This is a genomic window from Nostoc sp. LEGE 12454 (assembly GCF_056620565.1).
The window spans coordinates 1-22,334 of the sequence record NZ_JBWQXL010000019.1 but is presented as its reverse complement, the minus strand read 5'-3'; the positions used below and the strand labels follow the sequence as shown (position 1 = coordinate 22,334).

Below are 22,334 nucleotides of genomic sequence, written 5' to 3'. Positions count from 1 at the left end.
ACGCGGCCGTGTTCCCCTAGCCACAATAAAAAGTATCCTTGAATCTGCCTTCTGATATTAGTATTTTCTTAAGCTGGCAATGTTTTTATGCAAAACTGACTCTTAGTGTATGAAAAAAATCAGGATTAGAACTGCTACCAGAGAAAGTTACACCATCTTCAGGCAAGATAACCCTTCAGGGCTGGCGAATGTATTGTTTGTACTTTATCCAGTATTTTTCCGCTCATAGAAAAGTGAAGTTGTCACTATCAAGTGTGAGACTCACTACCCCCTGCACAATACCGATAATCTCATCTTGCTCTGCTCCCAGTTTGTCTAAGAATATTCGTGTGTTACTTCCAACAACTTGCAAGCGGTAATCCTGTAAAAATCCGTTGAGTTCAATTCGGTCTTGGCTAGAGTCGAAGTCAGTAATAGTAGCCAAGTCTCCAAAACCAGGATTCGTAGTATTGTTATCGTCGTAGAAAACATTTACAGCGTCCCCTAGAATAAATCTATCTGCTCCAGCCCCGCCAGTTAAGTTATCAATTTCCCCTAATCCAGGTGGAAGCGGACTACCAGGAAAAGTACCGATGAGGATATCATTTCCAGATCCCCCATTGAGGATATCATTGCCCGGCCCGCCTTGTAGGCTATCATTGCCGTCCTCACCATTGAGGATATCATCGCCATTACTACCGTCTAGCGTATCATCGCCTACTCTTGCATTTAGAGTGTTATTAGAAGTATTACCAAAAAGAAAGTTGTTAAAACTGTTACCTATCCCGGTAATGTTGCCACCTTCTCTCAGCCTCAGGTTCTCCAGATTGGCTCCTAATGTGTAGCTTACAGAAGACCGGACGGTATCTATGCCTGAATTCGTAGCCTCTGTAATGATATCAAGAGTAGTGTCAACAAAGTAACTATCGTCACCTGCACCACCTTTTAAAGTATCATTTCCTACACCCCCATTAAGTGTGTCATTGCCATTATTACCGGATAATTGATTATTTTGGTTATCGCCAACAATGTTGTCATTTGCATTTGTGCCGATGACATTATCAAAGTTGACTGCGGTAAATGACAATGTTCCCAAGCCAGGAACGTTATTAGCAGCTAAACTTTGAGTTAGTAGGTTAACGGCGATAGATACCCCAGCCAAAGATTGAGATGCATCTATGGTGTTGTTGGCAACATTAGAATTCGCAATAACCTTTTCGACTTTAAAGAGTAGGTCTTTTCCCAATCCCCCAGCTTTTTGAATAGTTCCGACACCTGATAAGGTAATGGTTTGATCTAGTTGACTGTAGTCTGCGGTATCAATGCCATCTCCACCATCAATGTTGTCGTTACCCTGACTGCCTTTGAAGGTGTCACCGCCTGCACCACCTTTTAGAGTGTCGTTTCCTGTACCCCCATCAAGTGTATCATTGCCATTATTACCGGATAATTGGTTATTTTGGTTATCGCCAGTAATGCTGTCATTTGCATTTGTGCCGATGACATTATCAAAGTTGACTGCGGTAAATGACAATGTTCCCAAGCCAGGAACGTTATTGGCAGCTAAACTTTGGGTTTGCAGGTTAGCGGTGATAAATACCCCAGGCAAAGATTGGGATGCATCGATGGTGTTGTTGGCAACATTAGCATTAGCAATAACCTTTTCGACTTTAAAGAGTAGGTCTTTTTCCAATCCCCCAGCTTTTTGAATAGTTCCAACACCTGATAAGGTAATGGTTTGACCTAGTTGACTGTAGTCTGCGGTATCAATGCCATCTCCACCATCAATGTTGTCGTTACCCTGACTGCCTTTGAAGGTGTCACTGCCTGCACCACCTTTTAGAGTGTCGTTTCCTGTGCCCCCATCAAGTGTATCATTGCCATTTCCGCCGCTGAGACTGTCGTTCGCCGTGCCACCTGCGAGGGAATCGTTACCAGCCAAGCCATTCAAGATATCGTTACCGGAGGCACTATTGGCGTTACCACCACTAGCCCAACCAACTATGGTGTCATTTCCCGAACTCCCATTTATCGTGTCAGGATTTGTAGTACCGAAAGCCATATTATCTCTCCTAAATTTCTCACTAAATATGTAAGTTCAGCATCAATCAAAGAACTATTTATCAGTTCAATGTAGATTACTTGTCATTTGCGTAATCTCATGTTAAAAAACATTAACTATTTAGTTAGGAACTTCTCAAGAAAAAATATCCAACTACTTACTGTAGGCTGACCTGAAAAGCCAGCCCTTAGTTGCAAGCGAAACGCCTACTCTACAAAATTAGATAAATTCTTTCCTGACAATCCATTACTTGATTACGCAAATGATTAAGTAACTAGGTCAAATATTTTGGTTTTTTCCAACTTTTTGAACCCATGCTGTAATTATTTAATTATCATTAAGTACAAGGTTACATAAAGTTCTTTATAAAATCTTACAAATACTTAATAAAGGCGATTCATAATATATTAATATGTGTTTATAAACCTTAAATTAAATATTTTTTACAATCTCCTAACTTATTTGGTTAATGTTGTCAGCTTTGTAGCTTTATAGGCTTTGTCATTAAGTTAGGTTTCAATATCTTTTTTTTTGTTAAAGAACTATTATGTTTAATTGCAAAAAAACATCTACTAAACCAATATTTTTTTAAATAGATAAGTTAAATTGATATATATCCAAAATATTTTTATCCTTAATAACACTTAAGCTTTACAAAAATTTTATATGCTTTTTGGAAATTAGCGATCGCTGCGGTTTTTGGTAATTGGACTCTTGAAAAGTTGAATGTAGATTCAGACCTCAACCAAATCTTACTTATATTTTCTTCCCTAGTATCCACAGGAGACTTATAGTCGTTCCGCTGCTAAAATTTTGGATAGTCTCTAGTCTATAGAAATGCTCCGATACAATAAGCAAACAATATTTATTATTATTTCTCTACTCATCGTTGTACCGATGGGATTTTTGTTTAAGTATTATAATGGCCCTGCCCATCACTGGTTTAATGACTACGGAGCAGCTGTATTTTACGAAATATTTTGGTGTCTGTTCGGATTTTTGTTTTTCAGAAGTCGGGCAGCGGTAATCCAAATTCCTATATGGGTTTTTGTCATCACCTGTATACTAGAATTCTTGCAACTTTGGCATCCGCCACTATTAGAGCAAATGCGCGCCACCTTGATAGGTAAATTGTTACTTGGTACGACCTTTGTTTGGTGGGATTTTCCTCATTATGTATTGGGTTCTGCTTTAGGCTGGTTATGGCTGCGACAATTACACAAAATAAGTTATGCAAAAAAAAGTCAAGGTTAAACCTAATTCAAAACAGCAAAAAATTGAAGAACAACCTGATGGTAGTCTGACTGTTTATTTAAAATCGCCCCCAGTTGACGGTAAGGCTAACGAAGAGTTAATTAAACTACTAGCAGATAAATTTGATGTACCCAAGTCTCATATCAGAATTAAGTCAGGTTTCTCCTCTCGGCAAAAGCTGATGGAAATCGATCCGAATACCTAACTGCTGCTTAATAATATCTTTTGTGAAGACTTTGCTGCTTTCTGAATGTGAGCTACATTCCACCCAGGACATTCTCTACTAGAGACAATAAACGAGAGATAGTAACTTGCAAAATCTAATTTTTATGCCTCTCTAATACTGATATACCTTGGTTGAGTTTTGACTCTTTCTATCCAAGCTTGGATAGCAGGATATTGTGTTAAATCAAACCCACCTTCATCAGCTACATGAGTATAAGCGAACAAGGCAATATCAGCAATCGTGTAACGTTCTCCCACAAAAAAATCTTGAGAAGTTAAGTGTTTATCCATCAAGTTAAGTGCTGCATAGCCTGGTTCGCGTTTTTGTTTGATAGCTTCACTATATTCTTCAGTTTTACCTAAAATAGAAATCCAAAATCTTGATGTAGCAATAAAAGGCTCATGGCTATATTGTTCAAAACATAACCATTGCAGCACCTGCGCTCGTAAAAAGCGGTCATAAGGTAAAAACTCTGTACCTTCACTCAGATAAACCAATATGGCATTTGATTCTGCCAAATATTTCCCTGGCTCGATTTCCAGAACAGGTATCTTACCGTTAGGATTTTTACTCAAAAATTCTGGTGTTCGAGTCTCGCCTTTCAAGATGTTAAGCTCTATCCTCTCAAAAGGTATACCTAGTTGTGTCAATAAAAGACGTATCTTATAACCATGACCAGAAGGTAAAAAATCGTACAGATGCAGTAGTTCCATGTTAAAATACAGTTAGGAATATGTTGAGAAGTAAAGGTTCAAAATACAATATTTTACCAAAAGATTTTCCCAAAACCGGATATTTTTTTTGTATTTAGGTTCTGAACGTACTACATAAAATTATTCGGGAAAATAAAATATTATTTATTTCTAGTTTGAGATGTTTAATTTAGTTAATGGTCGAAAAGAAAACTATGTGTGGAAGATTTACTCTAAACCATTCGTCAGCAGGATTGTCTGAAGTTTTCCATGTCGAGTCAGTTCCCGATTTGGCAGCGGAATATAACATTGCGCCTACGCAAATGGTGGCGACAGTGTTACAAAATCCCGAAAACAAAAAGCGAGAATTTAAGCAGTTGCATTGGGGATTAATTCCGTCATGGGCGAAAGATGCAGGAATGGGAGCAAAGCTGATTAATGCTAGGGCAGAAACTGTTGCCGAAAAACCTGCTTTTCGTTCGGCTTTTAAGCACAGACGCTGTTTAGTGCTAGCTGATGGCTTTTATGAGTGGCAACGCCAACAAGGTAAGAAGCAGCCATTTTATTTTCGTCTCCAAGATGGGCAACCCTTCGGTTTTGCAGGTTTGTGGGAGAGATGGCGATGCCTACGGCAACCCGAAGCGGGAACGCCTGCTAACGAAGAAATAATTTCTTGTACAATTTTGACAACGGCAGCTAACGAATTACTCCAACCCATCCACGAGCGGATGCCAGTAATTCTTGAGCCACAAGATTACGATTTATGGCTAGATTCCCAAGTGGAAACGGCCCAAACCTTACAGCAGCTATTGCGTCCTTATCCAGCGTCAGCAATGACTGCATATCCAGTTAGCACCTTGGTAAACAACTCTCGACATAATAGTTCAGAATGTATAGTACCCCTCAGCGAGAAGAACGCCCCCGCAAATCAGTTAAATTAACTATTGAGTGAACTAAGGGATTGGGGAGATGAGGGGACAAGGGAGACAAAAGGATAAAGAAAGTGTTTTCCCGCCCAATGCCCAATGCCCAATGCCCAATACCCAGAGACAAATATGCCAAGAACACAAAAGAACGATAATTTTATTGACAAATCCTTTACTGTGATGGCGGATATCATTCTGAAGATCCTGCCAACCAACAAAAAAGCTAAAGAAGCGTTTGTTTATTATCGAGATGGGATGTCAGCCCAAGCGGAAGGGGAATATGCTGAGGCATTGGAATACTATGAAGAAGCTCTAACACTAGAGGAAGATACCAACGATCGCGGCTATATTTTCTACAATATGGGGCTAATTTATGCCAGCAATGGCGACCACAACAAAGCTTTGGAGTTATATCACAAGGGAATTGAGTTGAACCCACGTATGCCCCAAGCCTTGAATAACATCGCTGTGATTTATCACTACCAAGGCGAAAAAGAAAAAGAAGCTGGAGATAATGAAGCTGGCGAAGCACTTTTTGACCAAGCAGCAGACTATTGGATTCGTGCTATTCGCATGGCTCCCAATAACTACATCGAAGCCCAAAACTGGCTGAAAACCACCGGGCGATCGCAAATTGACGTATTCTTTTAGTCATTAGTCATTAGTTCTTTGTCATTTGCTAAGGACTAATGACCAATGACCAATGACCAATACTTCGACTACGCGGTAGTTGAGCGCAGTCGAAACTCAGTACAAGTGACAAATGACAATTTATGATTGACCAAGAACAAGTTCACAAAGTAGCCAATCTTGCTCGTTTAGAATTGACTCCAGAAGAAGAGGAACAATTCACTACCCAGTTGGGAAGTATTCTTGACTATATCGAACAATTGAATGAACTTGATGTCAGTAATGTGCTGCCAACAACACGCGCAATTGATGTCAGCAATATCACACGAGAGGATGAATTGCAACCCTATCCTGACCGAGAAAGTATTCTCAACAGTGCGCCCGAACAGGAAGGCGAATTTTTCAAAGTACCAAAAATCCTCAATGCTGAATAGTCAAACAATTTGGGATTTTAGATTTGCAATTGCAATTTTAGATTGATGAGAGCGCAGCGTAAAGCCTTCTCTTCTCCCAAAAGGAGACGCTATGCGTAACTTACTTATACAAAATGGTACGAGAGGCTTGTCTGCAACACTTGCAGGAATACGCTAACGGCATAGCAACTCTTAGAGATGCTACCGTGTAGCTTGCTTCTCTGTAGGAGTACGCTTAGAGCAAGTCCTAACAGCGTATACTTAGATTTGTTTCACGCACAAGTGGCGAGGAAGCAAAACATACTTCTGTATGTTAAATATTTGTTTACATTATTAGCAAATATTAAAATACTTGCTCGTACTGTCAAAGTATGTTCTATGTCTAAATCTGTAATCACCGTTACCGTCAAATTGTTCGCTGCTTATCAAGAAGCCTTTAGGGCTTCGGAATTAGTGCTGGAATTTCCTAATAGTATGCCAGTCAAAGCAGTATGCGATCGCCTCATAGCTGAACACCCTGAACTCTCACAATGGCGCGATATAACCCGTTTTGGGATTAATTTGATATTTGTCGAACCAGACACCTTACTACAAGATGGAGATGAGGTTGTGTTGATTCCACCAGTCAGCGGCGGCTAGAAAAACAGTTAGGAGTTAGGAGTTATAAATTAAAGATTCAAAACTTCTAACTCATAACTTTTCAAAGAGAATTAGTCTGAGCAGTTAGCTTTATTAAGTTGTCTAACTCTTGCTGCATCTGACTAACAACTAATTCATAACATTCATTGACATAATGGCGATCGCTAGCTGCTTCACGACCGTAACGTTCAAATATAATTGGCGGACAAACCCGCGTATATATGGGCACTGGCAATGGAATATTTGGCAATGGGCCAATTGCTAATCCCCAAGGTAGTCCGAGATAGATTGGAAAAACTTCTGGATCGATACCTAATAGCCAAGGCATCCCCCACTCGTGGAGTTGCTGCACAACTTTGTAGCAGTCAGCGATGATAATGAGTGTATCGTGAGCGCCCCAAGAAATCACAGGCACAATCGGCACATTTTCCCGTAACGCTAACTTGATAAATCCTTGTCGCCCAGCTAGATAGATTTTATTACGTAAATAATGCGGTCGGAAGACATCTTCGGCTCCACCGGGATAAACTAGCACACTCGCTCCAGAGCGTAAGGCAGTATAAGCCATTTTTGGATGGGCAATGATTGCTCCAGCCTTGGCTACCAGTTGCGCTAGTGGCGGGCTAACCTGCCAAGCTTTGGGATGCATCAAACCATAAATGGGTTTCTCTACACCAAATCTTCGGAACCAGTCGTACATCATCATTGCCATATCTGGGGCTGCGAGTCCCCCATTGTGCGAACCAACAAATAAAACTTTTTGCTGGGGTGGAATATTCTCCCAGCCACTAGTTTGAACTCGGAAATAGTAGCGATACAAAAAGCCAAACAGGGGCATCAGAGATTCTATGAACTTTGGATCTCGCTCATCCAAAGACCAACCAAGTCTTTTGTTTAATAAATGTTGCTTTTTTGACATCGAGGCATTCTAACAGCATTGGCAAAGTTCAAACAATCCCTTGATTAGATATAACTCAATACGGTTGGGTTAAAGCTAAAACTCTGTATTAAATTCAACATAGCCGCGTAGCAGTTGATTTTACTTAATTGCGATCGCTTAATCATTTAGATATTTGGTGAAATTAAATATGCTTTATCCATAATCCTTGTAGAGACATAGCACTACTACGTCTCTAAATTACTTTCCACTCATATTTTTATTGTCAGATCGCGGCGATTAATTTGGTGATATCTATCGAGTAGTTGCTGGTTTTGAACGCTGCTGCTGGTAAAAACCCACAACCTTTTGAAGATATGTAGCAGTAAATCCGCTGTTGCAGCCTGTATAGCTGCCAGTCATCCACCAGCAACCGACGCCACGCACAGCAGCGATTTCATTATTACTGCTGGCGATAAATTGCTTGTTAAACTCACGGCGCGTGATGCAAGATATAACTTGGCGTGCCTTTGCAGGACTATTTTCAAACTGCGTTGGTGTTAGTTCTTGTTTAAGACAATATTTCGACCAGCCTTTTAAGGTTTCTGGTTTAACTTGCCATTCACTCTAGTAACTTAAAAACTTGGGTGCATATTTTGAGATGTCCCTGTATTGCTTCATCCCAGGCAGGGTAAAAGTTTCTTTTCCCATCCATCGCTCCACCCATGACCAAAGTTTCAAATACCATCGGCTTAGAGCCAGAGTTGCAGCTGCCAGGGTTTAAGTCTATGCCCACAAATCTAGTTGAAATTATAGAGTCCTTGAGTTCGTTGATCATAACTGTGGTGTGGGCTGACATTATCCACAAAGACCACTCAATGAATGACTCAACGGCAACGGGCGTTTGCCCTTCTAGTTTGTAGTAATTAAACATAGTTGAATAAAAGACTTAAAATCGCCAGCCAGAAGGCAAAGCCGAGGCACAGCGTACCTGTAAGCCGCATCCTGCCCCAAGGATACCCATACAAATCATCGTAATAGGCTATAAAGGTCGATGGCAGAGAAATCAGCGATTCTAGTAACTCTTGGAGATCCATATAATGAGAGCTAAATTTTTAGCAGAATGCGTAACTAGTCATGCTAGTGGTAGCACAACAGTTAATTTAGCCCCAGTTCTTAAAAGCACTGAAGAGAACAAGTCCTTTTGGCAAGCGACACCTAGCGGCAAGCTAGAGATGTGTATTACCAATCCCAACGCAACAGAATTTTTTAAAGCAGGTGTTGAGTATTACCTTGACTTCACTCCGGCAACTTGAAGACAACTTGGAGTTAAGTCAGAGACAACTTACAGTCCAGTGGACACTGCAATCGCGTTCACTGGATGCAAAACTTAGTTTTGCTGAACCGCGATCGCTCTCGATAATTCCCGAAACAGAAGATTTGCAACCTTAGACATCAGCTTGTTTTGCAAGTGCTTACCGTTGAGCAGCTGCTTGCCTGAACCGTCAACATTCTTTTTGAGTGTTTCCTTATAAAGGGCAATCTCGTTACCTATAGGATTATCAGGCAGCCGCCCCTCAACCTCAACCTTTGTGATCACGTGCTGCCAGAAGTTCATTCGACAAAGGGCGCTGCCGGCTCCTTTCTCAACTAACTTATCCCCGGATTGCTCCAGGACTGTTCCCATACCCAGCCTAAGTTTAAAAGCATCCCGGCTGCGGTTGCGTTTCACCCGTTTGACATCACCGGGTAGGAATTTCACTACAGATTTACCATTCTCGCGGGTGACTTGTTTTTTCTTTACCTCCCTGACCTCTCGCTCAATCAACTGTTTCCCATTGCTGAGAAACGCTTCAAACGGATAAATCCGACTCAGCAGCCTGGCCCTAATTCTCAATCCAAAACTGAACTGATCGAAAATCTGGTTATAGGTTAAGAAAAGTTCATCATTGACCAGCGACTTGAGTTTAGTTTCTAGTCGCTGCTCCTCGATGTCGATATCGCAAAGCCAGCTAGCGTGTAGGCGAACAGTTGGATCTATCTCTAGTCCAAATTGCACCGCCGCCGATTGCTGGTATTGCTTGGATATTGATTTGTAACTTTGTGGGTGTACTTCCAATTTCCTTTCGGCTAACCAACCCCATAACGGCGGAACATTGCCCAGCTTGGTGCTTTCAGTTTTACTGTGAGCTTTTTCTGGAAACTGCCAAGCTAGGTTTTGGCGAGTGTAGTTAATGATTGGGCTTTGTACCCGGTTAAGGTGTTCGAGTTGTTGCACCAGTTCCCGCAGTTCATCAATTAGCTGTGGACGGTGCATTAGAAATTGGCGTGGGTTAAGTTCACCAGTTTCTAGATAATTTTCTTGATCGAGAGCGTAAGCAGCCATAGCTAAAGCGTCAGCCTCATCAGATTTATTGGGTAGGTTTTTGCCACCGCGATAACGCCTCAGCTCAATATGACCAACCCAAAGGATTTTAATTTCTAAGCTTTCCAGGATTCTCGCCCAAAGCCTTGAGTAATGATTTCCTGTTGGCTCAAGAATTGCCACATCGGGCTTATTCTCTATTACGTAATCAGCAAAATCAAAAGCTGATTTCTGCTTGCTTTTACGTTTGGGATTAGAGTAGAAACTGGGAAATAAACTATTAGCTTTAGTCCGGCTTTTTTGCCAATAGGTCTTCAATCCACCTGCGGGATATTGTGTTAAAATATGACAAGTTGCGCTTGACTTACTAACATCAACTCCCAAGGATCTAATCGATTCAATTGTCATGGTTCAGTTGCTAATTGGGGTATTTAAAATTCGTGTTCCTACCACGAATAATTGAAAAGCCCAGTTTGTACGCTTGAATCCCCTAACACCCCACCAAAAGAGGGGCGCGATTCACTCTTAACGCTGGGTTTAACCCGGTAGCTCTAGGGAGGGTGCGCTTGAATGGGCACAACGCCTCACGAATGGAGGTGCGATTCACTGTTAACGCCCCGTTCCCTAGAGCAGTGGGGCGGGTGCTTTGGACACAACCCGCGACGGTGGGTAATTCCCACCGTTTCGGCCACTGTGTCAGGTGGCCCACGCCGTAGCGCGATCGCAATTGCGATTCATCAGGCGGTTCTAGAATTATCCAGAGTCTCAACTATTTCTTGAATTTTTTCAGCAGATAATTCACGGTATTGTTCGCCAGCTTTTGCCCCTACATATTCTTTCCAATCTTCTATGCTTTCTCCAGACATTTTGGCGAGAAGTTGTATAGCTACTCCGATTGCTAAACTGTTTAAAACATATAAATCTTTTGGTAAAGTCACGAAGTCATTATTTGGTGGTTTAGTTGTTAAACTTTCATTACTCATAAATTTCATCATCATCAAATTCGTCATCATATCCAACTAATGAATATGAGTTTTCTGGGTCAATAATATTTAGGGAATCAACCATTGCTCGACCCGTGAGAACATCAAGAACTGAGTAGCCAGTGTTCGCGATCGCGGTTTCAATTGGTACCATCTCGAAGATTCGCTCCAGTTCCGGTGTTCTCAGCCTTGGGTCAACATCCTCAATGGAGAGGATTTGCGGTGGTTCCTGGTTGCCATCAATCCATCGGTCATACTGGGTATTGCAAAACTCAACAAAAGCTCTAGCGCCTTCAGGCGTTCCTGACTGTGGTGCAGTTTCAAAAAAATCAGCAAGTTCTTTGCTGCGGGCGAACCCTTCCACCCAGCACTGCATAGAAGCAACCCACTCGTGACTCATGGAAAAGCCACCTTTTAGCTCTGCCTCAAGTGCAACTGCGACTGCATCAGCTTTGCAGTGGATGGCAGTAATTTGGGCTAAGGACTGAAATTGAATGCTACTAAGGCGCTCTACGTCGATAATCCACAGCGCCACTTCTTCACCATTTTGGTCAACGGTTCGCTCCATCGGGAAAGGGTCGCGCATGGGTATCATCCCGTCTACAAATAAATCCAAAATTGGCTCATAGGGATTGCCGGGCTTGAGTTTCACCCAAGTGTCATGTTTGGTCATGATTAAAAATGCTCGTTAGGATCGTTTTTTTGGGCTTGAGACGTTTGGTCAAAAGGGATGTCGTCCGGGTCAGCCTCCTTCTTTGGTGGCTCATCCTTAATTTTTCCAAGCTGTTTAAGTTCGGCTTTGAGTTCGGCAATCTCATCGAGCAACTTTTCTTTCCGCACTTCAGCCTGCAACATTTGCCTGTTGTATTCCTTGGTTACTGATTCTCGGATTGTGCGCTCGACTGTATCCGCAAGTTGCAAGATAGCTTGTTCTGGGTCTTCTCCTTCCTCAACTTCAGCAAATAGTTCTAGATGCTTGTTTTCGTAATTTCCGAGATTGAGTACGCGTTTGTAAGAAATGGTTTTGATTTTCATGCTTGTGTGCTATTTTTTACTTGTTTGAATTGATTTTTAATTGCGATCGCTAAAAACTTCAGTCCTCCTCGGCAGACGGCGAATCAAGCAAATCTATAGGTTCATCAAAAAATTTGCTCCCGTCGTCATCGCCAAGGTAGATGCTGAAAAGTGGCGCTGCCGTTTCACCCTTTAGTATCCATTCGTTAGTGTATCCGCCATCCTCGAAAGGGATGCGTGCTGGCAAGTCAATCGGTGGCGAATATCCCAGTCTTAATGCGGCAATTTTAGTACGCTCGCTTAAACGAACAAAAGTTACCACCGTGAGTGGATACTGGTAAATACCAGCTCTTCCAAACAGCCCTGATTCAAAAACGGTTATGGTGTAACGCTCAAATATTATTGGATGTGATATTTTTGACATACTTGAATCGGTTTATGAAAGCGATGCCTCCGGCGAGCTACGCTAACGCACTTCTCAAAAGCGATCGCGCTTTTGAATTAGTCCTTCTGTTCTTCCAATACTTGAGTACTCACTTTGACCAGAATTCGGCGCAACTCCTTAGCTATCTCTGGTGGCTGCCGAGCTATCTCTGTGCTTAGTAAATTGAGAAATTTTTCGTAGGTTTCCATAATTCTCCTATTGGTTGATTGGTTAACGCGATCGCTTTCAACTCTTGAAAGGCTGCATAACTCTGCCAGCAATGCCAGACACGAAGCCTAGCGACACGCCACACCAGACATAAGAAGGTCTAACAAACATAGTCGCAATACCAATAACACCAGACCAAAACAGACCTGTTGCTAATATTTTGAGTCCTTTATTCTCTTGTGACTGGCTGTTGATCGCTTGGACAACAATCTGTGAATTTTCAAGTGTTGCAGTGATTTTTGTAATGTCCGTTTGACATTCACGCTCAAGTCGCGCGATCGCATCTCGATCCGCCTTAACTGGAGACGTTGCCATTTTGACAAGCGCTGAACTTAGCACTTCGTTACCATCCATTCCTCTCTCCCTCCTCTAAAATTTGCTGCAATCGCCGCTTGCCCTCTTCCCATCGGCGGCCGCCCAATTTCAATATTTGCTCAATCACATAAGTCTCCCCTTTGACTTTCAACAAACTGATTACTGCTAAGTAGAAGGCTTTATCTACGGAAGTGGAAGCGGAAGTTTCGCCGCTACGATCCGCGCTCGGCTCCTTATATAAGTGTTCCAGGCTGGTGGTTAGCTCCTCCTTAACTTCCGGCGGGTAAGTCGGTGCAGCGCCGTAAATTTCGTAGAGCGCTTGCTCTTGCTGTTGGGTATGAAGTCCAATCTCCACCTGTTCTAGTTCTTGGTTCATGGCTGTTAGTGCTGCGCGTCGTGCATCCTGCGCGGTGAGTCGCCGCGACTCACCGACGAGTTGCACTGCTGCCACCAGTGCCAGACTGTAGCTGATTCCCTTGCCAATTTGGGGCAGGGGAGAAAGTGCAGCTAGCCAAAAAGCTGTGGCGCTAGCTAGCAAACAGTTGGTTTTTAACCACCTATCAGCCATGACAGCATTCCTCCCAAAACAATCGAAACTGCGATCGCAATCAGCAAGGCATAATAATCTGGTTCAGACAACTTGAGAAACTGTCTCACCGCGTCATCTGTTAGTAAAGCTAGGACTAGCGCAGCGCAAGACATTATGTAGATAACCCACATCACCCGAAATAAAGCAGGATGCAGCGCCCCTAGCCAAGCCACAAAGCTAGAGGCGATACATCCCAGAAGAAACCAAGCCCCCAGGTGTACCGCCTTTGCCATTAGTATTTTTCCTTGATTTTGGCTTTGAGTTCGTCAATCCGTTGCTGGGCTTTGTTTTCAGCGCGGTCTAAACCAAAGCCCAACCGTGCATACTCAGGTCGCAGCGTGTGCAAATGCCTTGCGGTAGAAGCATCAGACCGTTTTTTAGTGAGTTCGCTATCTGCAACTCCCTTAATGTAGTTACGATGGGCAGTGTGTACCTGTGCGTCCGATTGTTCAAGGGTTTTCAGGGATTTGTAAGCGCGCTTCGCCTGGCGTGCTTCTTCTTTCTTCTGGGTTGCAACTCGCTTGAGTGCATCAGCCTCAGCTTTGTTGAAGTAGCGTGGCGTATCATTGATAGGTGCTGTCCTGACAGTCTCCCAACTCCCCGCATTCACTGGGTTAATGACGGTTGGATCTGTTGGAGATAGCACCCTATTTTTATCTATGCCGTGGCCCCCAGTAGAGAGCGACGATTCATTACTCTTGTTGCTGGACTTTGCAGCGCTGGTAATTCGTGCCAGGATTCCCATTGTTTACTCCTATCTGTTACAAACTTGGTTTTTGACTTTCTCAAGCTGTTGGCTTTGCGCTTTCATTTCGCGCAGTTGCACTTGATCCGCGCTTTGGTAAGTGGAGATTGCACCTATGCTCAAGCCAGCAACTAATGCAGCTGCAAGCATGACTAAAAATGCAGCGAGGTTATTCCCGGCGGCTGCGGGTTCAGATGCCGTTGGGTAAAATTCCCCGGTGAATGGTACAACCTTGCTGGTAAGCTGTTGTTTAGTCTGTTTCATCTCCTCCCTCTAGCAACATCGGCTGATATGTGGGTAAGAGTAGATGCTCAGTTCCGGCGTTGATTGCAGCGCGGACTGATGTTTGCACTATCTGGCGTTGTTCGGGTGTGGGATTGTCCCGCATCTGTTTAATGCGTTGCAATGTTCGCCCCGGCAGCTGTCGCCAATATTCGTTGGCGAGTCGCTGTGCATCCTCCTCTAACAGCGACTCAAGTAAATCCGGTGCATCGGATTCTGCGTCAAAATTTGCATCATCATCCGTTGCATTTTTCGACGCACGCCGACTCTGCAACAGTTCAATTCCCGCATCAGTCCAGAGGTTTTGTTTGTGTTCATCCTTGATGACATGAATATCAAACTGGAACACTGAAGGATATCGGGTTAACCAACTGCGGATCGTGCTTTCTGGAATGTTGGTTAACTTGGCTGCTTCAGGAGTGGTGTACAGGTTCTGCATTCTGCCCCCAGCGGACTTGATCGATAATCGCTTGCATGATTCCTGCCTGGTCGGAGAGTGAAAGCTCATCTCTCATCTGTTTTGCTAGAGCAAAAATTTCCCCCCGAACATCTCCGTCAAGCTGGCAACCAATATGCGATGCCAAGACGGTGAGAATAACCAGCTTTTCTCGCTTGGTCATTTTCTCAAACGTGCTGCCATACTCCTCTTGAACTGTTTCTAAAAGTGAATTATCGCCGGGTGTGTATCCCGTGTAGTAGCCTAATGGCTTAGACATTGGTAAAATCTCCTCATTGATAATTGATAAATTTTCATTGAACAAGGCGATCGCTTGCGAGTAGTGGTCGCCTTTTTATTTGGGCATCAGATGAAGGAATGGCAGCTTTCGCAGTAATAACTACAGTCCTCCTCTTCCCAAACAATTTCATCCGAGCCACAACGGGGGCATCCATCCCCATAACGCTCGGCTATTTCATCCCAGTAATCAAAATCTTTGTTCGATTCGGGTGTTTCGATTTCATCCGGTTTTTGTTCATTCATGAATTGTTTTTTCTCTAGTAGTTCTCCTTGGTTACTAACTGTGCATATCAAAATATCACCGCTCGGTAAATTCGTTACCGCGCTCAGTTCTCTGGTGATTGCAGGGTGTTTCCGCGCAAGGTGGCGCGGGTGCTTGCTCCGGTTGCAACGCAAAGGGTTAGGCGTTGGGGAGACTTTTATACTTGTAAAAGTATACTATGATATTAATACTGCACGTTCAAAAGTGCAAGCTAATTATATACTTTTAGATGTGCAATAATTGAGGGGTCGATATGGGAATAGAAAATGGCAAGAACAGGCCGTCCGAAAAGCGGGAAAGTAGGGATATCCGGGACTTTGAGAGTAACACCGGAATCATGGGAAGCACTTCGACAATTAGCCGAGAGTCTGGGAATGACACGATCAGAGTTAGTGGAGAGAGTGGCCAACAAGCAGATACCGCTAGCACTGGAGAACGGTCAAGTAATGGAGTCACTGGGGAAATAGTTCGCCAGCTGATCCAAGAAACCGAGCGACAGCTGGCTTATTACAAAACTCAAGCAAGTGAATTAGAGATTAGGTTGCAAGAACTGCACCAATTAGACAAGGATTTTAGTCAAGACGAAAAAACTGAACATCAAGAATAAAGCCGTTTGCCTGTTTAGGTAGACGGCTTTATTCGTGGCTATCGGCTCACTTCAAACCGGAGTGCGATCGCCACGAATTAATAACTAATGACGAATGACGAATGAAGAAACAAACAATTTACGTTGCTCTTGCTCTAAACCCTGACAAAAATGCGCTTGTTGCCCTGTGCTGGCACACAGATAAAAGTAGAGCCGGTGATGTGGGCACAGCCCTAACTCAACAAAACGAGCTTGCTTTTTTCGGTGTTACCAGATGTGAAAATGCTGATTTTGAAGCAGATTCCAGCTTTCCTGATGACCACTGGTTGAACGAAAAGCGGTCTTAAAAAAATCAAAAAGCCACCAGAGATTTAGCGATCGCAGTGACTACCAAAACCTTATCTATTATGAATAGCCAACCGAAGAAAATGAAGCTGACATTCAGAATTAACAAACTCTATAACTGCGAGACTGGACGGACTGAAAACGTTGAATGCCCTATGTGCGAGGGTGAGGGACGATTTCAACATGACGACTGGGAACCGGACGATCGACGCTACGTTGAGTGTCGTGACTGTGGTGGAACCGGCGTTATGCGCGTTTTTCTCGACTAACACGGGGCGTTGCGATCGCGGTGTGGGGAGCGGGGGAGCGGGGGAGCGGGGTGCGATCGCAAATGACAAATGACTAAATGTAAAAACAGACGTGGCAATGTCTGTGAGCCACCAAAAAACGATGAGCCGAGGTGCAAAACTTGCCCTTACCGTCCTTGGCGAACCCCAGAACCAACCTTAGACTACGACGAGGAAGATGGACTGTCCTATCTTGACTGCACCTCACCGGAAGACTATGAGCCAGAACCAATAATTTGGTTTTTTTGAGCGATCGCGGGGTTGGGGGAGGGGTGCGATCGCAAATGACAAATGACAAATGACTAATGACTAATGAGTATGAACTATACGTACAAAGGATTTTGGGCAATTATTACCCCAGAAGTGGAATCCACAGAATCAAGATTAGCTAGGGGGGATTGGCGATCGCGAATTGTGGGGTACAGATACATTGCTCGTTACAGAGGCAGAATCAGTTTTTGCGTAGGTTACGACTTAGAAGTGGAAGTTTTACCAACAGTGGACGATGCAATTACTGATTTTCAAAACCGTATCGACGCAATCCTAGACAGTCTTTGAGACCCATAAAAAAAACCAAAAAGCCACCGATAGATTTAGAGATCGTGGGTGGCTTTCTGCGAATTAACTAATAAAAATTAGCTAATAGTATTATGCCAGAAAACAGCTTAGAAGTCATCAATTCTTCTCAAAATAGGATTATTCCTATTAACCGCAACAAAGAGAAGAAAGTATCAGGTAAATTCAATAAACCCCATTGTATTATTCCGATTGATGATATCCAGTGGGTAGTTAACCAGACAAGAACAGTTCAAACGCTGTGGAATGAATGTTGGGCTTCTGACCAGTATGGTAGTAGATGGATGAAGCTAACAACATCATTAGGTGACAAAGCTTTTAGATTAGCAAGACAACTTTTATACACAACAGGATTATTTGAATTCAAGCGAGAAACCTGCACGGATGATACGCGTAAAACAGCGTGTTGGTTGGTCAAAAACTTGCATGGTGCAAGACGAATTCAAGAGTTTTGGATGAAAGATGATGACCAAGAATCATCAGTCAATAGTGACGTTATATCCGGCATAAATGAACCGGACATCAGTCAAAAAATACCGGATGTCGGTCAGAAAATGCCGGATATCTCACCTGAAACACCTGAAAAATCAAGCCTTCCAGAACCCCTCAGTAACACTTCAGAAACTTCTCAGGAACTTCTCAATGAAGTTCCTGAAGAAGTAACAAATCAAGAGTTGGAACTTGTGGAGCAAGTTCCAACTCTTGCGCCAACCTTTGAAGAAGAAACTACAGCATTAATTCTTAAACTTCGTTCTCGTGACACTAAAGAAGCGGATCGACAAGCTTTCGTGCATGAACGCTGTTTAAGACACCACAAGCAACCAAATCCTAACCTGGGATTTAGGGAATCATTTATTACAACGTATAACTGGAGGATTGACGAACAGAGATTTCAAAAACTTCAAAACCTCACCGACGAATGCAAGCGTTCATTCTTCGATAAATTTGAGAATCTATATGGGATTTACCGTAGAAACTTACCTGAAATATTCGATCGAATTATCAGCACTGTTACGCAGTCTTCAAGTATTAACCCGTTAGTTGATTAATACAAAAAAAGGCCGCTGACACGGCCGTGATTTAGAATCCACAAACATTATGAAACATAATTCTGATGTGCCAGGGCAATTAGCATTATTTGCCATTGCCCCAACAATTGAAACAAGGATTACCATTCACGATCCTTACTGGGATGAAATAGAAACTGCTCCCGAACATCTCGGACCAGAAACCAGATGGAATCCTGCCCACTTTGGGGAAGTGCCCCACCAAGTTGGGGATGATGGACAGCTGACAATTTTCTTTGATGACAGCAATGAGCCACCGGCGCCAGACGACTATTTAAACCGGGGTGATTTCGAGCAAGCTTGGGAAAAGTGGGAGTCAACTGTTCGGGAGCAGGATACACAGGTTTCTGTATTAGTCAGTGAAGACTCGGAAAAAATCGCGGGCGATCGCCTCCCCTTTGTTCGGGAGCATGATACACACACATCTGCTCCCGAACACAGTATCTTAGATGACCCATGCCCCCCTGCTCCCGAACATACTCATTGGGTTGAGAAGTACTGGGTTAAACGTTGCAATAGCAAACATAACTATTACCGTTACTGCTGGATGTCTGGCAGAAAAATTCACCATTGCCACATTTCAGGCGGTAGCATCACATCCCCCCTGGCAGTGCAGCGTAGGGTAGTTGTGGAAAGTGCGATCGCAGATGGTAAATTACCATTTGAGATAAAGGACTTGATCCGAGGCTGGAAGAATGAATCGCCCACCATGCCCAAGGTGCAACCAAACAACACTAATTTTTAAAAACGGTAGCTATAAATTATCTGACCAGACAGTAGTGCAAAGGTGGTTTTGTCAGAGATGCCGCAAAGGTTTCACTCCTGCAACAGTTCTGGAGATTGCCGCAGCAGGTCTTGAAGCTTCCGCAGCTCATCCCAGGTACGAGCGGTAATGTCTGGTTCTCTAAATTGTTTGGTAGAGCGGTAATTCTTAGTTCTCCAAGCGATGTAGCGGTCAATTATGACGAGGAAATCCCCTATCAGCATGGGGATTTTTTCAGACTCATTGGTTATCAACTTGGAGTCAACAGCCCTAGCGTAAACCGAAATGTTGTCTTTGAGCGCTACGGGGACGCGAATTGAGGTAGTCTTCCCATTGCGCCAGGTACTACCCGATTTCCAGGTTGTACGAGTCCTTCCCATATCTCAACTGCCGTGTTACACGGCAATATTACCACTCTCCCCAACCCCCAATGCCCAATGCCCAGACAAAAAAATAATGATTTCCGTCTTTCTCTAAGCCAAGACAAAACAGTTGTGCAGTTGACCGTCAGCGCATCATCGCCAGAAAAAGCAATTGAATTTTATGAAAAGCTTGAGCAAGCCCTGCTTGAACTGATGCGAGTTGACTTAGAACTTGACTGGCAAGAAGACAAACCAGACAGTAACAATGAATAGTGTCAAGCATTCTCAATAAGCAGAAGCTGTGCTGAGGGCCTCCAGAAGTGGGTTGAAAGTATTGATATTTCGTGGTCATAGTGCTTAAAAGCAAATTTTTTATTGGGAGTCAATTTCATTAAGTCTTCAAAAATGAATTTTGCGATCGCGCCTAAATAGGATGAACGCGCGATGGCAAATAGTTGTTTTGAAGTTTTAGATTTTCAGCTTATTCGCTCAGGGCAAGCTTTGTCACAGATTCACAAATCTGGGTAAACCCGCTCGACTTCATCCCATGCCTGGTTAGTGAGATTCTCCAGTGCCATAGCCAAATACACGGGATGGTCGTATTCCCCTTTCTGCAAGCGGTCGAAGAAGATTTCGATTTGGAGGAATAGGAGGTTGGGGTTCATAGAGTTGCGATCGCGCCTCTTCTCTCGTCCGTTTCTATTTCAAAGTAAGGGTCAAGCCCTTTGTTGTCGCGGTGTCCGGTGAAGGTGCGAATAGTTTCCTTCGGAATTCCATTCTTTCTCAATCGGTTGACAAAGCTACGTCTCATCGTATGAGTAGAAATACCCTTAGCTTCATACCCTGCTTTCTCCACCGCAGCCATCAAAATGTTGTAAGCGTTTTTCCAAACGATTGGTTTGGTGCCACACCTTGATGGAAACAACCATTCACTATTTGCTTGTGGACTGTATCGCTCCAAAGACTCCTTCAATATTGGATGTACTGGAATTTCTGTGGTATCGGCTGTCCCGTCTGGCCTATGCTTCCTGATGATTGCCGGAAAAATGATATCTGTTTTAGCAACGCCTGGACGATCGTAAACATCGCTTATCCTCAGCTGGACTAAGGCCCCCCAGCGTTCCCCGGTGAACCATCCAATGTCTAAAAGCAATTTGTATTTTTCTGTCAAAATTTGTTGTCGGATTTTGGAATATTCACTGTTTGTAATTACAGCAGCTTTCCCAGTTCTGTTATTCTTTGGCATATAGAAATTGAAATTGTGTGTTCCGCTTTTACCTGAATCAGAGGTGAAAGTGGAATTCCCTAAATATTCACTAACCGTAAATATTCGCTCAATCCTATTCCCAGCAAAGGATACACGACCTCCGTGAATATTCCACTTCTACATAAAAGTGGAACATTTACATAAATTTCAATCAGCCATACAACGGATTTATTCACTTCATTGAAAACCCGCTTTTATGGAACCAACTTTAGTACAAGTCCTGGGAACCGGAACAACAAGACTAGCGAGTGGAGCGACTACTAGTACTTCAGGATTGTTTATACCTGACTCAGCTTTGGTAGCCGCAGGTTTATCCACACCCTCAACTGCGACAGCAGAAGGACATTTAGTTGCGATCGTAAAAGCAGCTAAAAGTTATTTAAATCAAGCTAACTTTGACGCTAACGTAGACCAAAGTTTGATTGTTGGCGATGGCTATCCTGGTTTTACTACCCGTGGAACAGACCAGTACAGACTTGACCAGATAACTCTTTCTCTAGCGAAGATTGACACTGGCTCTACCATCAACCCTAACGATTATTAAAAAATATGGGATGGTGCATAAGCGGCGATCAAGTGGTTGGGCGAAATCAAGTTTCTAAGGTTGCGATTTTCTACCCCACTGAGCCACAAATTACTTATCATTCTAGTTCCGGCGACCAAGCTTACTGGGGCTACGCTTACACTTCGTTCAATAATGCAGAAAGCTTTGTTGATGGCAGCTACACAATTTATCAATCGGATTCAGCATCTTGTATAGTATTACAAAAATACGATTGCATCAATGGTGCTTGTGTGGCTACTAGTAAATACAATAGCCCCGGTTTGTATGCATCCTTAGATGATTGTAAAGCTGTCTGTGGCGCAGGTTGCGGTGGCAAGTGCATCAGCAATAGTGATTGGGCACAGATTGAGGGTTTATCTAATCAATTAAGAAATAGGAATTGCGGCTAAATATGAGTACCTCCAGCGTAATTGGGAGTATGCAATCAGCGCTAGATTGCGCTGGGAAATGCAATTGTTGCGATAAGCTACAATCACAGATTAATGCACTAAAGCAACAAGTTGCTAATATCAAACCAGTTGATGAGTTATCGCTAAAAAATTCTATAAAAGCTTCATTGCAACCGGATATTGCTACAGCCACAGCAGCAGCAGGGGTAGTTATAAGTAATAAGCTACAACCGCAAGTCAGTAGTGCTATAGAGCAATCAAGACAGGCTCTAGAGAGGCTTTTTAAAGTAGAAAAAACTGCTGACAATGGTCTAGCTCAAGCACTGAAGACTGCACAAGATCGTGGCGCTGATAGAGCAGAAATTGCAAGAATTGCTCAACAGGCTTATCAGGCTGAAAAAACAGCAATTAATGCAACAAATGCGGCTGGTACTTCGACAAAGGTCGCGAACAATGCATTTGATGCAGCCAGTAATACACAAAGAA

40 protein-coding genes and 1 pseudogene are annotated in these 22,334 nt (G+C 43.2%); 18 read left to right on the top strand and 23 right to left on the bottom strand.

From position 1 onward, the window contains the following. Positions 1-223 precede the first annotated feature (223 nt). The gene (locus tag AC1F2U_RS19885) at positions 224-2,041 is read right to left on the bottom strand and encodes a hypothetical protein (RefSeq protein ID WP_480262657.1); all 1,818 of its coding nucleotides are present in this window, start codon (positions 2,039-2,041) and stop codon (positions 224-226) included. Between the two features lie 837 nt (positions 2,042-2,878). Between AC1F2U_RS19885 and AC1F2U_RS19880 the strand changes: the two genes are divergently transcribed. Both AC1F2U_RS19880 and AC1F2U_RS19875 read left to right on the top strand, forming a co-directional pair. Continuing rightward, positions 2,879-3,295, top strand: coding sequence for a ribosomal maturation YjgA family protein (locus AC1F2U_RS19880; protein ID WP_480262656.1), 417 nt, complete (start codon positions 2,879-2,881; stop codon positions 3,293-3,295). Next, positions 3,273-3,500, top strand: a complete 228-nt coding sequence (locus tag AC1F2U_RS19875; protein WP_322670473.1) for a DUF167 domain-containing protein — start codon at positions 3,273-3,275, stop codon at positions 3,498-3,500. The genes AC1F2U_RS19880 and AC1F2U_RS19875 overlap by 23 nt, the downstream gene beginning before the upstream one ends. Before the next feature lie 122 nt (positions 3,501-3,622). On the opposite strand, the gene AC1F2U_RS19870 is transcribed toward AC1F2U_RS19875, so the two are convergent. Continuing rightward, entirely contained in the window at positions 3,623-4,234 is a 612-nt protein-coding gene (locus AC1F2U_RS19870; protein WP_480262655.1) for a glutathione S-transferase family protein, read from the bottom strand. Positions 4,235-4,428: 194 nt separating this feature from the next. Here AC1F2U_RS19870 and AC1F2U_RS19865 point away from each other — a divergent pair, with 194 nt between their 5' ends. The 4 genes from AC1F2U_RS19865 (at position 4,429) to AC1F2U_RS19850 (ending at position 6,821) form a co-directional block, all read left to right on the top strand. Beyond that, positions 4,429-5,154, top strand: coding sequence for an SOS response-associated peptidase (locus AC1F2U_RS19865; RefSeq protein ID WP_480262726.1), 726 nt, complete (start codon positions 4,429-4,431; stop codon positions 5,152-5,154). 114 nt (positions 5,155-5,268) lie between these two features. Further along, positions 5,269-5,790 (top strand): photosystem I assembly protein Ycf3, encoded by a 522-nt coding sequence (locus AC1F2U_RS19860; protein WP_480262654.1) that lies wholly within the window; start codon positions 5,269-5,271, stop codon positions 5,788-5,790. A 122-nt stretch (positions 5,791-5,912) separates the two neighbouring features. After that, a complete protein-coding gene (gene gatC / locus AC1F2U_RS19855; protein ID WP_292856937.1) occupies positions 5,913-6,203 on the top strand; it encodes an Asp-tRNA(Asn)/Glu-tRNA(Gln) amidotransferase subunit GatC in 291 nt (96 codons plus the stop codon). Positions 6,204-6,560: 357 nt separating this feature from the next. Continuing rightward, positions 6,561-6,821, top strand: coding sequence for a MoaD/ThiS family protein (locus AC1F2U_RS19850; RefSeq protein WP_480262653.1), 261 nt, complete (start codon positions 6,561-6,563; stop codon positions 6,819-6,821). A 61-nt stretch (positions 6,822-6,882) separates the two neighbouring features. Here AC1F2U_RS19850 and AC1F2U_RS19845 read toward each other — a convergent pair whose 3' ends face one another. The 3 genes and pseudogenes from AC1F2U_RS19845 to AC1F2U_RS19835 all read right to left on the bottom strand — a co-directional run bounded on the left by AC1F2U_RS19845 (position 6,883) and on the right by AC1F2U_RS19835 (position 8,632). Then, entirely contained in the window at positions 6,883-7,740 is an 858-nt protein-coding gene (locus AC1F2U_RS19845; protein WP_480262652.1) for a lysophospholipid acyltransferase family protein, read from the bottom strand. 273 nt (positions 7,741-8,013) lie between these two features. Further along, positions 8,014-8,325 (bottom strand): annotated as a pseudogene (locus AC1F2U_RS19840) (hypothetical protein); the annotation flags it as partial. Next, positions 8,321-8,632, bottom strand: coding sequence for a hypothetical protein (locus AC1F2U_RS19835; protein ID WP_480262651.1), 312 nt, complete (start codon positions 8,630-8,632; stop codon positions 8,321-8,323). The gene AC1F2U_RS19835 and the pseudogene AC1F2U_RS19840, both read right to left, overlap by 5 nt. 166 nt (positions 8,633-8,798) lie before the next feature. Between AC1F2U_RS19835 and AC1F2U_RS19830 the strand changes: the two genes are divergently transcribed. Further along, positions 8,799-9,014 (top strand): hypothetical protein, encoded by a 216-nt coding sequence (locus AC1F2U_RS19830; RefSeq protein WP_480262650.1) that lies wholly within the window; start codon positions 8,799-8,801, stop codon positions 9,012-9,014. 74 nt (positions 9,015-9,088) lie between these two features. On the opposite strand, the gene AC1F2U_RS19825 is transcribed toward AC1F2U_RS19830, so the two are convergent. The 15 genes from AC1F2U_RS19825 to AC1F2U_RS19755 form a co-directional block, all read right to left on the bottom strand. Further along, complete coding sequence (locus tag AC1F2U_RS19825; protein WP_480262649.1) at positions 9,089-10,471, bottom strand: IS110 family transposase; 1,383 nt, start codon at positions 10,469-10,471, stop codon at positions 9,089-9,091. Between the two features lie 82 nt (positions 10,472-10,553). Continuing rightward, on the bottom strand, positions 10,554-10,832 hold the full coding sequence (locus tag AC1F2U_RS19820; protein WP_480262648.1) for a hypothetical protein: 279 nt from the start codon (positions 10,830-10,832) through the stop codon (positions 10,554-10,556). Further along, on the bottom strand, positions 10,801-11,046 hold the full coding sequence (locus AC1F2U_RS19815) for a hypothetical protein (protein WP_480262647.1): 246 nt from the start codon (positions 11,044-11,046) through the stop codon (positions 10,801-10,803). Before AC1F2U_RS19815 ends, AC1F2U_RS19820 begins: the two co-directional genes overlap by 32 nt. After that, the gene (locus tag AC1F2U_RS19810) at positions 11,039-11,719 is read right to left on the bottom strand and encodes a hypothetical protein (RefSeq protein WP_480262646.1); all 681 of its coding nucleotides are present in this window, start codon (positions 11,717-11,719) and stop codon (positions 11,039-11,041) included. Before AC1F2U_RS19810 ends, AC1F2U_RS19815 begins: the two co-directional genes overlap by 8 nt. A 2-nt stretch (positions 11,720-11,721) precedes the next feature. Next, the gene (locus tag AC1F2U_RS19805) at positions 11,722-12,081 is read right to left on the bottom strand and encodes a hypothetical protein (protein ID WP_480262645.1); all 360 of its coding nucleotides are present in this window, start codon (positions 12,079-12,081) and stop codon (positions 11,722-11,724) included. Positions 12,082-12,139: 58 nt separating this feature from the next. After that, positions 12,140-12,484, bottom strand: coding sequence for a hypothetical protein (locus AC1F2U_RS19800; RefSeq protein ID WP_480262644.1), 345 nt, complete (start codon positions 12,482-12,484; stop codon positions 12,140-12,142). 77 nt (positions 12,485-12,561) lie between these two features. Further along, positions 12,562-12,693 (bottom strand): hypothetical protein, encoded by a 132-nt coding sequence (locus tag AC1F2U_RS19795; protein WP_480262643.1) that lies wholly within the window; start codon positions 12,691-12,693, stop codon positions 12,562-12,564. 37 nt (positions 12,694-12,730) lie between these two features. Further along, complete coding sequence (locus AC1F2U_RS19790) at positions 12,731-13,066, bottom strand: hypothetical protein (protein WP_480262642.1); 336 nt, start codon at positions 13,064-13,066, stop codon at positions 12,731-12,733. Then, a complete protein-coding gene (locus AC1F2U_RS19785) occupies positions 13,056-13,595 on the bottom strand; it encodes a hypothetical protein (RefSeq protein WP_480262641.1) in 540 nt (179 codons plus the stop codon). The genes AC1F2U_RS19790 and AC1F2U_RS19785 overlap by 11 nt, the downstream gene beginning before the upstream one ends. Beyond that, entirely contained in the window at positions 13,577-13,849 is a 273-nt protein-coding gene (locus AC1F2U_RS19780) for a hypothetical protein (RefSeq protein ID WP_480262640.1), read from the bottom strand. The genes AC1F2U_RS19785 and AC1F2U_RS19780 overlap by 19 nt, the downstream gene beginning before the upstream one ends. Then, complete coding sequence (locus tag AC1F2U_RS19775) at positions 13,849-14,361, bottom strand: hypothetical protein (RefSeq protein WP_480262639.1); 513 nt, start codon at positions 14,359-14,361, stop codon at positions 13,849-13,851. The genes AC1F2U_RS19780 and AC1F2U_RS19775 overlap by 1 nt, the downstream gene beginning before the upstream one ends. Before the next feature lie 9 nt (positions 14,362-14,370). Then, the gene (locus AC1F2U_RS19770; RefSeq protein ID WP_480262638.1) at positions 14,371-14,625 is read right to left on the bottom strand and encodes a hypothetical protein; all 255 of its coding nucleotides are present in this window, start codon (positions 14,623-14,625) and stop codon (positions 14,371-14,373) included. Then, the gene (locus AC1F2U_RS19765; RefSeq protein WP_480262637.1) at positions 14,612-15,082 is read right to left on the bottom strand and encodes a hypothetical protein; all 471 of its coding nucleotides are present in this window, start codon (positions 15,080-15,082) and stop codon (positions 14,612-14,614) included. The genes AC1F2U_RS19770 and AC1F2U_RS19765 overlap by 14 nt, the downstream gene beginning before the upstream one ends. Continuing rightward, entirely contained in the window at positions 15,057-15,359 is a 303-nt protein-coding gene (locus AC1F2U_RS19760) for a hypothetical protein (RefSeq protein ID WP_480262636.1), read from the bottom strand. Before AC1F2U_RS19760 ends, AC1F2U_RS19765 begins: the two co-directional genes overlap by 26 nt. A gap of 86 nt (positions 15,360-15,445) precedes the next feature. Then, on the bottom strand, positions 15,446-15,673 hold the full coding sequence (locus AC1F2U_RS19755; RefSeq protein ID WP_480262635.1) for a hypothetical protein: 228 nt from the start codon (positions 15,671-15,673) through the stop codon (positions 15,446-15,448). Positions 15,674-15,894: 221 nt separating this feature from the next. On the opposite strand from AC1F2U_RS19755, the gene AC1F2U_RS19750 reads away from it, so the two are divergent. The 7 genes from AC1F2U_RS19750 to AC1F2U_RS19720 all read left to right on the top strand — a co-directional run bounded on the left by AC1F2U_RS19750 (position 15,895) and on the right by AC1F2U_RS19720 (position 19,247). Continuing rightward, positions 15,895-16,248, top strand: coding sequence for a hypothetical protein (locus AC1F2U_RS19750; RefSeq protein ID WP_480262634.1), 354 nt, complete (start codon positions 15,895-15,897; stop codon positions 16,246-16,248). 101 nt (positions 16,249-16,349) lie between these two features. Continuing rightward, positions 16,350-16,574: a hypothetical protein gene (locus AC1F2U_RS19745; protein WP_480262633.1), complete on the top strand. Its 225-nt coding sequence runs from the start codon at positions 16,350-16,352 to the stop codon at positions 16,572-16,574. A gap of 181 nt (positions 16,575-16,755) precedes the next feature. After that, positions 16,756-16,914, top strand: coding sequence for a hypothetical protein (locus tag AC1F2U_RS19740; RefSeq protein ID WP_480262632.1), 159 nt, complete (start codon positions 16,756-16,758; stop codon positions 16,912-16,914). Continuing rightward, entirely contained in the window at positions 16,911-17,108 is a 198-nt protein-coding gene (locus AC1F2U_RS19735) for a hypothetical protein (protein ID WP_480262631.1), read from the top strand. The genes AC1F2U_RS19740 and AC1F2U_RS19735 overlap by 4 nt, the downstream gene beginning before the upstream one ends. A gap of 63 nt (positions 17,109-17,171) precedes the next feature. Beyond that, complete coding sequence (locus tag AC1F2U_RS19730) at positions 17,172-17,417, top strand: hypothetical protein (RefSeq protein WP_480262630.1); 246 nt, start codon at positions 17,172-17,174, stop codon at positions 17,415-17,417. Positions 17,418-17,509: 92 nt separating this feature from the next. Then, positions 17,510-18,484, top strand: coding sequence for a hypothetical protein (locus tag AC1F2U_RS19725; protein ID WP_480262629.1), 975 nt, complete (start codon positions 17,510-17,512; stop codon positions 18,482-18,484). A 49-nt stretch (positions 18,485-18,533) separates the two neighbouring features. Beyond that, the gene (locus tag AC1F2U_RS19720) at positions 18,534-19,247 is read left to right on the top strand and encodes a hypothetical protein (RefSeq protein WP_480262628.1); all 714 of its coding nucleotides are present in this window, start codon (positions 18,534-18,536) and stop codon (positions 19,245-19,247) included. A 71-nt stretch (positions 19,248-19,318) separates the two neighbouring features. Here AC1F2U_RS19720 and AC1F2U_RS19715 read toward each other — a convergent pair whose 3' ends face one another. Next, positions 19,319-19,645 carry a hypothetical protein gene (locus AC1F2U_RS19715; protein ID WP_480262627.1) on the bottom strand — a complete coding sequence of 109 codons (327 nt, stop codon included), beginning with the start codon at positions 19,643-19,645 and terminating at the stop codon, positions 19,319-19,321. Positions 19,646-19,702: 57 nt separating this feature from the next. Between AC1F2U_RS19715 and AC1F2U_RS19710 the strand changes: the two genes are divergently transcribed. After that, a complete protein-coding gene (locus tag AC1F2U_RS19710) occupies positions 19,703-19,900 on the top strand; it encodes a hypothetical protein (RefSeq protein ID WP_480262626.1) in 198 nt (65 codons plus the stop codon). Positions 19,901-20,139: 239 nt separating this feature from the next. Here the strand turns inward: AC1F2U_RS19710 and AC1F2U_RS19705 are convergent, their stop codons facing one another. Both AC1F2U_RS19705 and AC1F2U_RS19700 read right to left on the bottom strand, forming a co-directional pair. Further along, positions 20,140-20,292 (bottom strand): hypothetical protein, encoded by a 153-nt coding sequence (locus AC1F2U_RS19705; protein WP_480262625.1) that lies wholly within the window; start codon positions 20,290-20,292, stop codon positions 20,140-20,142. Next, positions 20,289-20,873, bottom strand: a complete 585-nt coding sequence (locus tag AC1F2U_RS19700) for a tyrosine-type recombinase/integrase (RefSeq protein WP_480262624.1) — start codon at positions 20,871-20,873, stop codon at positions 20,289-20,291. Before AC1F2U_RS19700 ends, AC1F2U_RS19705 begins: the two co-directional genes overlap by 4 nt. A 217-nt stretch (positions 20,874-21,090) precedes the next feature. Between AC1F2U_RS19700 and AC1F2U_RS19695 the strand changes: the two genes are divergently transcribed. The 3 genes from AC1F2U_RS19695 to AC1F2U_RS19685 all read left to right on the top strand — a co-directional run. Continuing rightward, positions 21,091-21,438, top strand: a complete 348-nt coding sequence (locus tag AC1F2U_RS19695) for a hypothetical protein (RefSeq protein ID WP_480262623.1) — start codon at positions 21,091-21,093, stop codon at positions 21,436-21,438. Between the two features lie 5 nt (positions 21,439-21,443). Continuing rightward, positions 21,444-21,848 carry a hypothetical protein gene (locus tag AC1F2U_RS19690; protein ID WP_480262622.1) on the top strand — a complete coding sequence of 135 codons (405 nt, stop codon included), beginning with the start codon at positions 21,444-21,446 and terminating at the stop codon, positions 21,846-21,848. Positions 21,849-21,850: 2 nt separating this feature from the next. Continuing rightward, a partial coding sequence (locus AC1F2U_RS19685; RefSeq protein ID WP_480262621.1) for a hypothetical protein occupies positions 21,851-22,334 on the top strand: 484 nt, incomplete at its 3' end.

Excerpts from the sequence above, each read along its gene's own strand:
- AC1F2U_RS19885 (WP_480262657.1), bottom strand. The coding sequence starts at position 2,041 with ATGGCTTTCGGTACTACAAATCCTGACACGATAAATGGGAGTTCGGGA.
- AC1F2U_RS19880 (WP_480262656.1), top strand. The coding sequence starts at position 2,879 with ATGCTCCGATACAATAAGCAAACAATATTTATTATTATTTCTCTACTC.
- AC1F2U_RS19875 (WP_322670473.1), top strand. The coding sequence starts at position 3,273 with ATGCAAAAAAAAGTCAAGGTTAAACCTAATTCAAAACAGCAAAAAATT.
- AC1F2U_RS19870 (WP_480262655.1), bottom strand. The coding sequence starts at position 4,234 with ATGGAACTACTGCATCTGTACGATTTTTTACCTTCTGGTCATGGTTAT.
- AC1F2U_RS19865 (WP_480262726.1), top strand. The coding sequence starts at position 4,429 with ATGTGTGGAAGATTTACTCTAAACCATTCGTCAGCAGGATTGTCTGAA.
- AC1F2U_RS19860 (WP_480262654.1), top strand. The coding sequence starts at position 5,269 with ATGCCAAGAACACAAAAGAACGATAATTTTATTGACAAATCCTTTACT.
- gatC (WP_292856937.1), top strand. The coding sequence starts at position 5,913 with ATGATTGACCAAGAACAAGTTCACAAAGTAGCCAATCTTGCTCGTTTA.
- AC1F2U_RS19850 (WP_480262653.1), top strand. The coding sequence starts at position 6,561 with ATGTCTAAATCTGTAATCACCGTTACCGTCAAATTGTTCGCTGCTTAT.
- AC1F2U_RS19845 (WP_480262652.1), bottom strand. The coding sequence starts at position 7,740 with ATGTCAAAAAAGCAACATTTATTAAACAAAAGACTTGGTTGGTCTTTG.
- AC1F2U_RS19835 (WP_480262651.1), bottom strand. The coding sequence starts at position 8,632 with ATGTTTAATTACTACAAACTAGAAGGGCAAACGCCCGTTGCCGTTGAG.
- AC1F2U_RS19830 (WP_480262650.1), top strand. The coding sequence starts at position 8,799 with ATGAGAGCTAAATTTTTAGCAGAATGCGTAACTAGTCATGCTAGTGGT.
- AC1F2U_RS19825 (WP_480262649.1), bottom strand. The coding sequence starts at position 10,471 with ATGACAATTGAATCGATTAGATCCTTGGGAGTTGATGTTAGTAAGTCA.
- AC1F2U_RS19815 (WP_480262647.1), bottom strand. The coding sequence starts at position 11,046 with ATGAGTAATGAAAGTTTAACAACTAAACCACCAAATAATGACTTCGTG.
- AC1F2U_RS19810 (WP_480262646.1), bottom strand. The coding sequence starts at position 11,719 with ATGACCAAACATGACACTTGGGTGAAACTCAAGCCCGGCAATCCCTAT.
- AC1F2U_RS19805 (WP_480262645.1), bottom strand. The coding sequence starts at position 12,081 with ATGAAAATCAAAACCATTTCTTACAAACGCGTACTCAATCTCGGAAAT.
- AC1F2U_RS19800 (WP_480262644.1), bottom strand. The coding sequence starts at position 12,484 with ATGTCAAAAATATCACATCCAATAATATTTGAGCGTTACACCATAACC.
- AC1F2U_RS19795 (WP_480262643.1), bottom strand. The coding sequence starts at position 12,693 with ATGGAAACCTACGAAAAATTTCTCAATTTACTAAGCACAGAGATAGCT.
- AC1F2U_RS19790 (WP_480262642.1), bottom strand. The coding sequence starts at position 13,066 with ATGGATGGTAACGAAGTGCTAAGTTCAGCGCTTGTCAAAATGGCAACG.
- AC1F2U_RS19785 (WP_480262641.1), bottom strand. The coding sequence starts at position 13,595 with ATGGCTGATAGGTGGTTAAAAACCAACTGTTTGCTAGCTAGCGCCACA.
- AC1F2U_RS19780 (WP_480262640.1), bottom strand. The coding sequence starts at position 13,849 with ATGGCAAAGGCGGTACACCTGGGGGCTTGGTTTCTTCTGGGATGTATC.
- AC1F2U_RS19775 (WP_480262639.1), bottom strand. The coding sequence starts at position 14,361 with ATGGGAATCCTGGCACGAATTACCAGCGCTGCAAAGTCCAGCAACAAG.
- AC1F2U_RS19770 (WP_480262638.1), bottom strand. The coding sequence starts at position 14,625 with ATGAAACAGACTAAACAACAGCTTACCAGCAAGGTTGTACCATTCACC.
- AC1F2U_RS19765 (WP_480262637.1), bottom strand. The coding sequence starts at position 15,082 with ATGCAGAACCTGTACACCACTCCTGAAGCAGCCAAGTTAACCAACATT.
- AC1F2U_RS19760 (WP_480262636.1), bottom strand. The coding sequence starts at position 15,359 with ATGTCTAAGCCATTAGGCTACTACACGGGATACACACCCGGCGATAAT.
- AC1F2U_RS19750 (WP_480262634.1), top strand. The coding sequence starts at position 15,895 with ATGGGAATAGAAAATGGCAAGAACAGGCCGTCCGAAAAGCGGGAAAGT.
- AC1F2U_RS19745 (WP_480262633.1), top strand. The coding sequence starts at position 16,350 with ATGAAGAAACAAACAATTTACGTTGCTCTTGCTCTAAACCCTGACAAA.
- AC1F2U_RS19740 (WP_480262632.1), top strand. The coding sequence starts at position 16,756 with ATGACGACTGGGAACCGGACGATCGACGCTACGTTGAGTGTCGTGACT.
- AC1F2U_RS19735 (WP_480262631.1), top strand. The coding sequence starts at position 16,911 with ATGACTAAATGTAAAAACAGACGTGGCAATGTCTGTGAGCCACCAAAA.
- AC1F2U_RS19730 (WP_480262630.1), top strand. The coding sequence starts at position 17,172 with ATGAGTATGAACTATACGTACAAAGGATTTTGGGCAATTATTACCCCA.
- AC1F2U_RS19725 (WP_480262629.1), top strand. The coding sequence starts at position 17,510 with ATGCCAGAAAACAGCTTAGAAGTCATCAATTCTTCTCAAAATAGGATT.
- AC1F2U_RS19720 (WP_480262628.1), top strand. The coding sequence starts at position 18,534 with ATGAAACATAATTCTGATGTGCCAGGGCAATTAGCATTATTTGCCATT.
- AC1F2U_RS19715 (WP_480262627.1), bottom strand. The coding sequence starts at position 19,645 with ATGGGAAGGACTCGTACAACCTGGAAATCGGGTAGTACCTGGCGCAAT.
- AC1F2U_RS19710 (WP_480262626.1), top strand. The coding sequence starts at position 19,703 with ATGCCCAGACAAAAAAATAATGATTTCCGTCTTTCTCTAAGCCAAGAC.
- AC1F2U_RS19705 (WP_480262625.1), bottom strand. The coding sequence starts at position 20,292 with ATGAACCCCAACCTCCTATTCCTCCAAATCGAAATCTTCTTCGACCGC.
- AC1F2U_RS19700 (WP_480262624.1), bottom strand. The coding sequence starts at position 20,873 with ATGCCAAAGAATAACAGAACTGGGAAAGCTGCTGTAATTACAAACAGT.
- AC1F2U_RS19695 (WP_480262623.1), top strand. The coding sequence starts at position 21,091 with ATGGAACCAACTTTAGTACAAGTCCTGGGAACCGGAACAACAAGACTA.
- AC1F2U_RS19690 (WP_480262622.1), top strand. The coding sequence starts at position 21,444 with ATGGGATGGTGCATAAGCGGCGATCAAGTGGTTGGGCGAAATCAAGTT.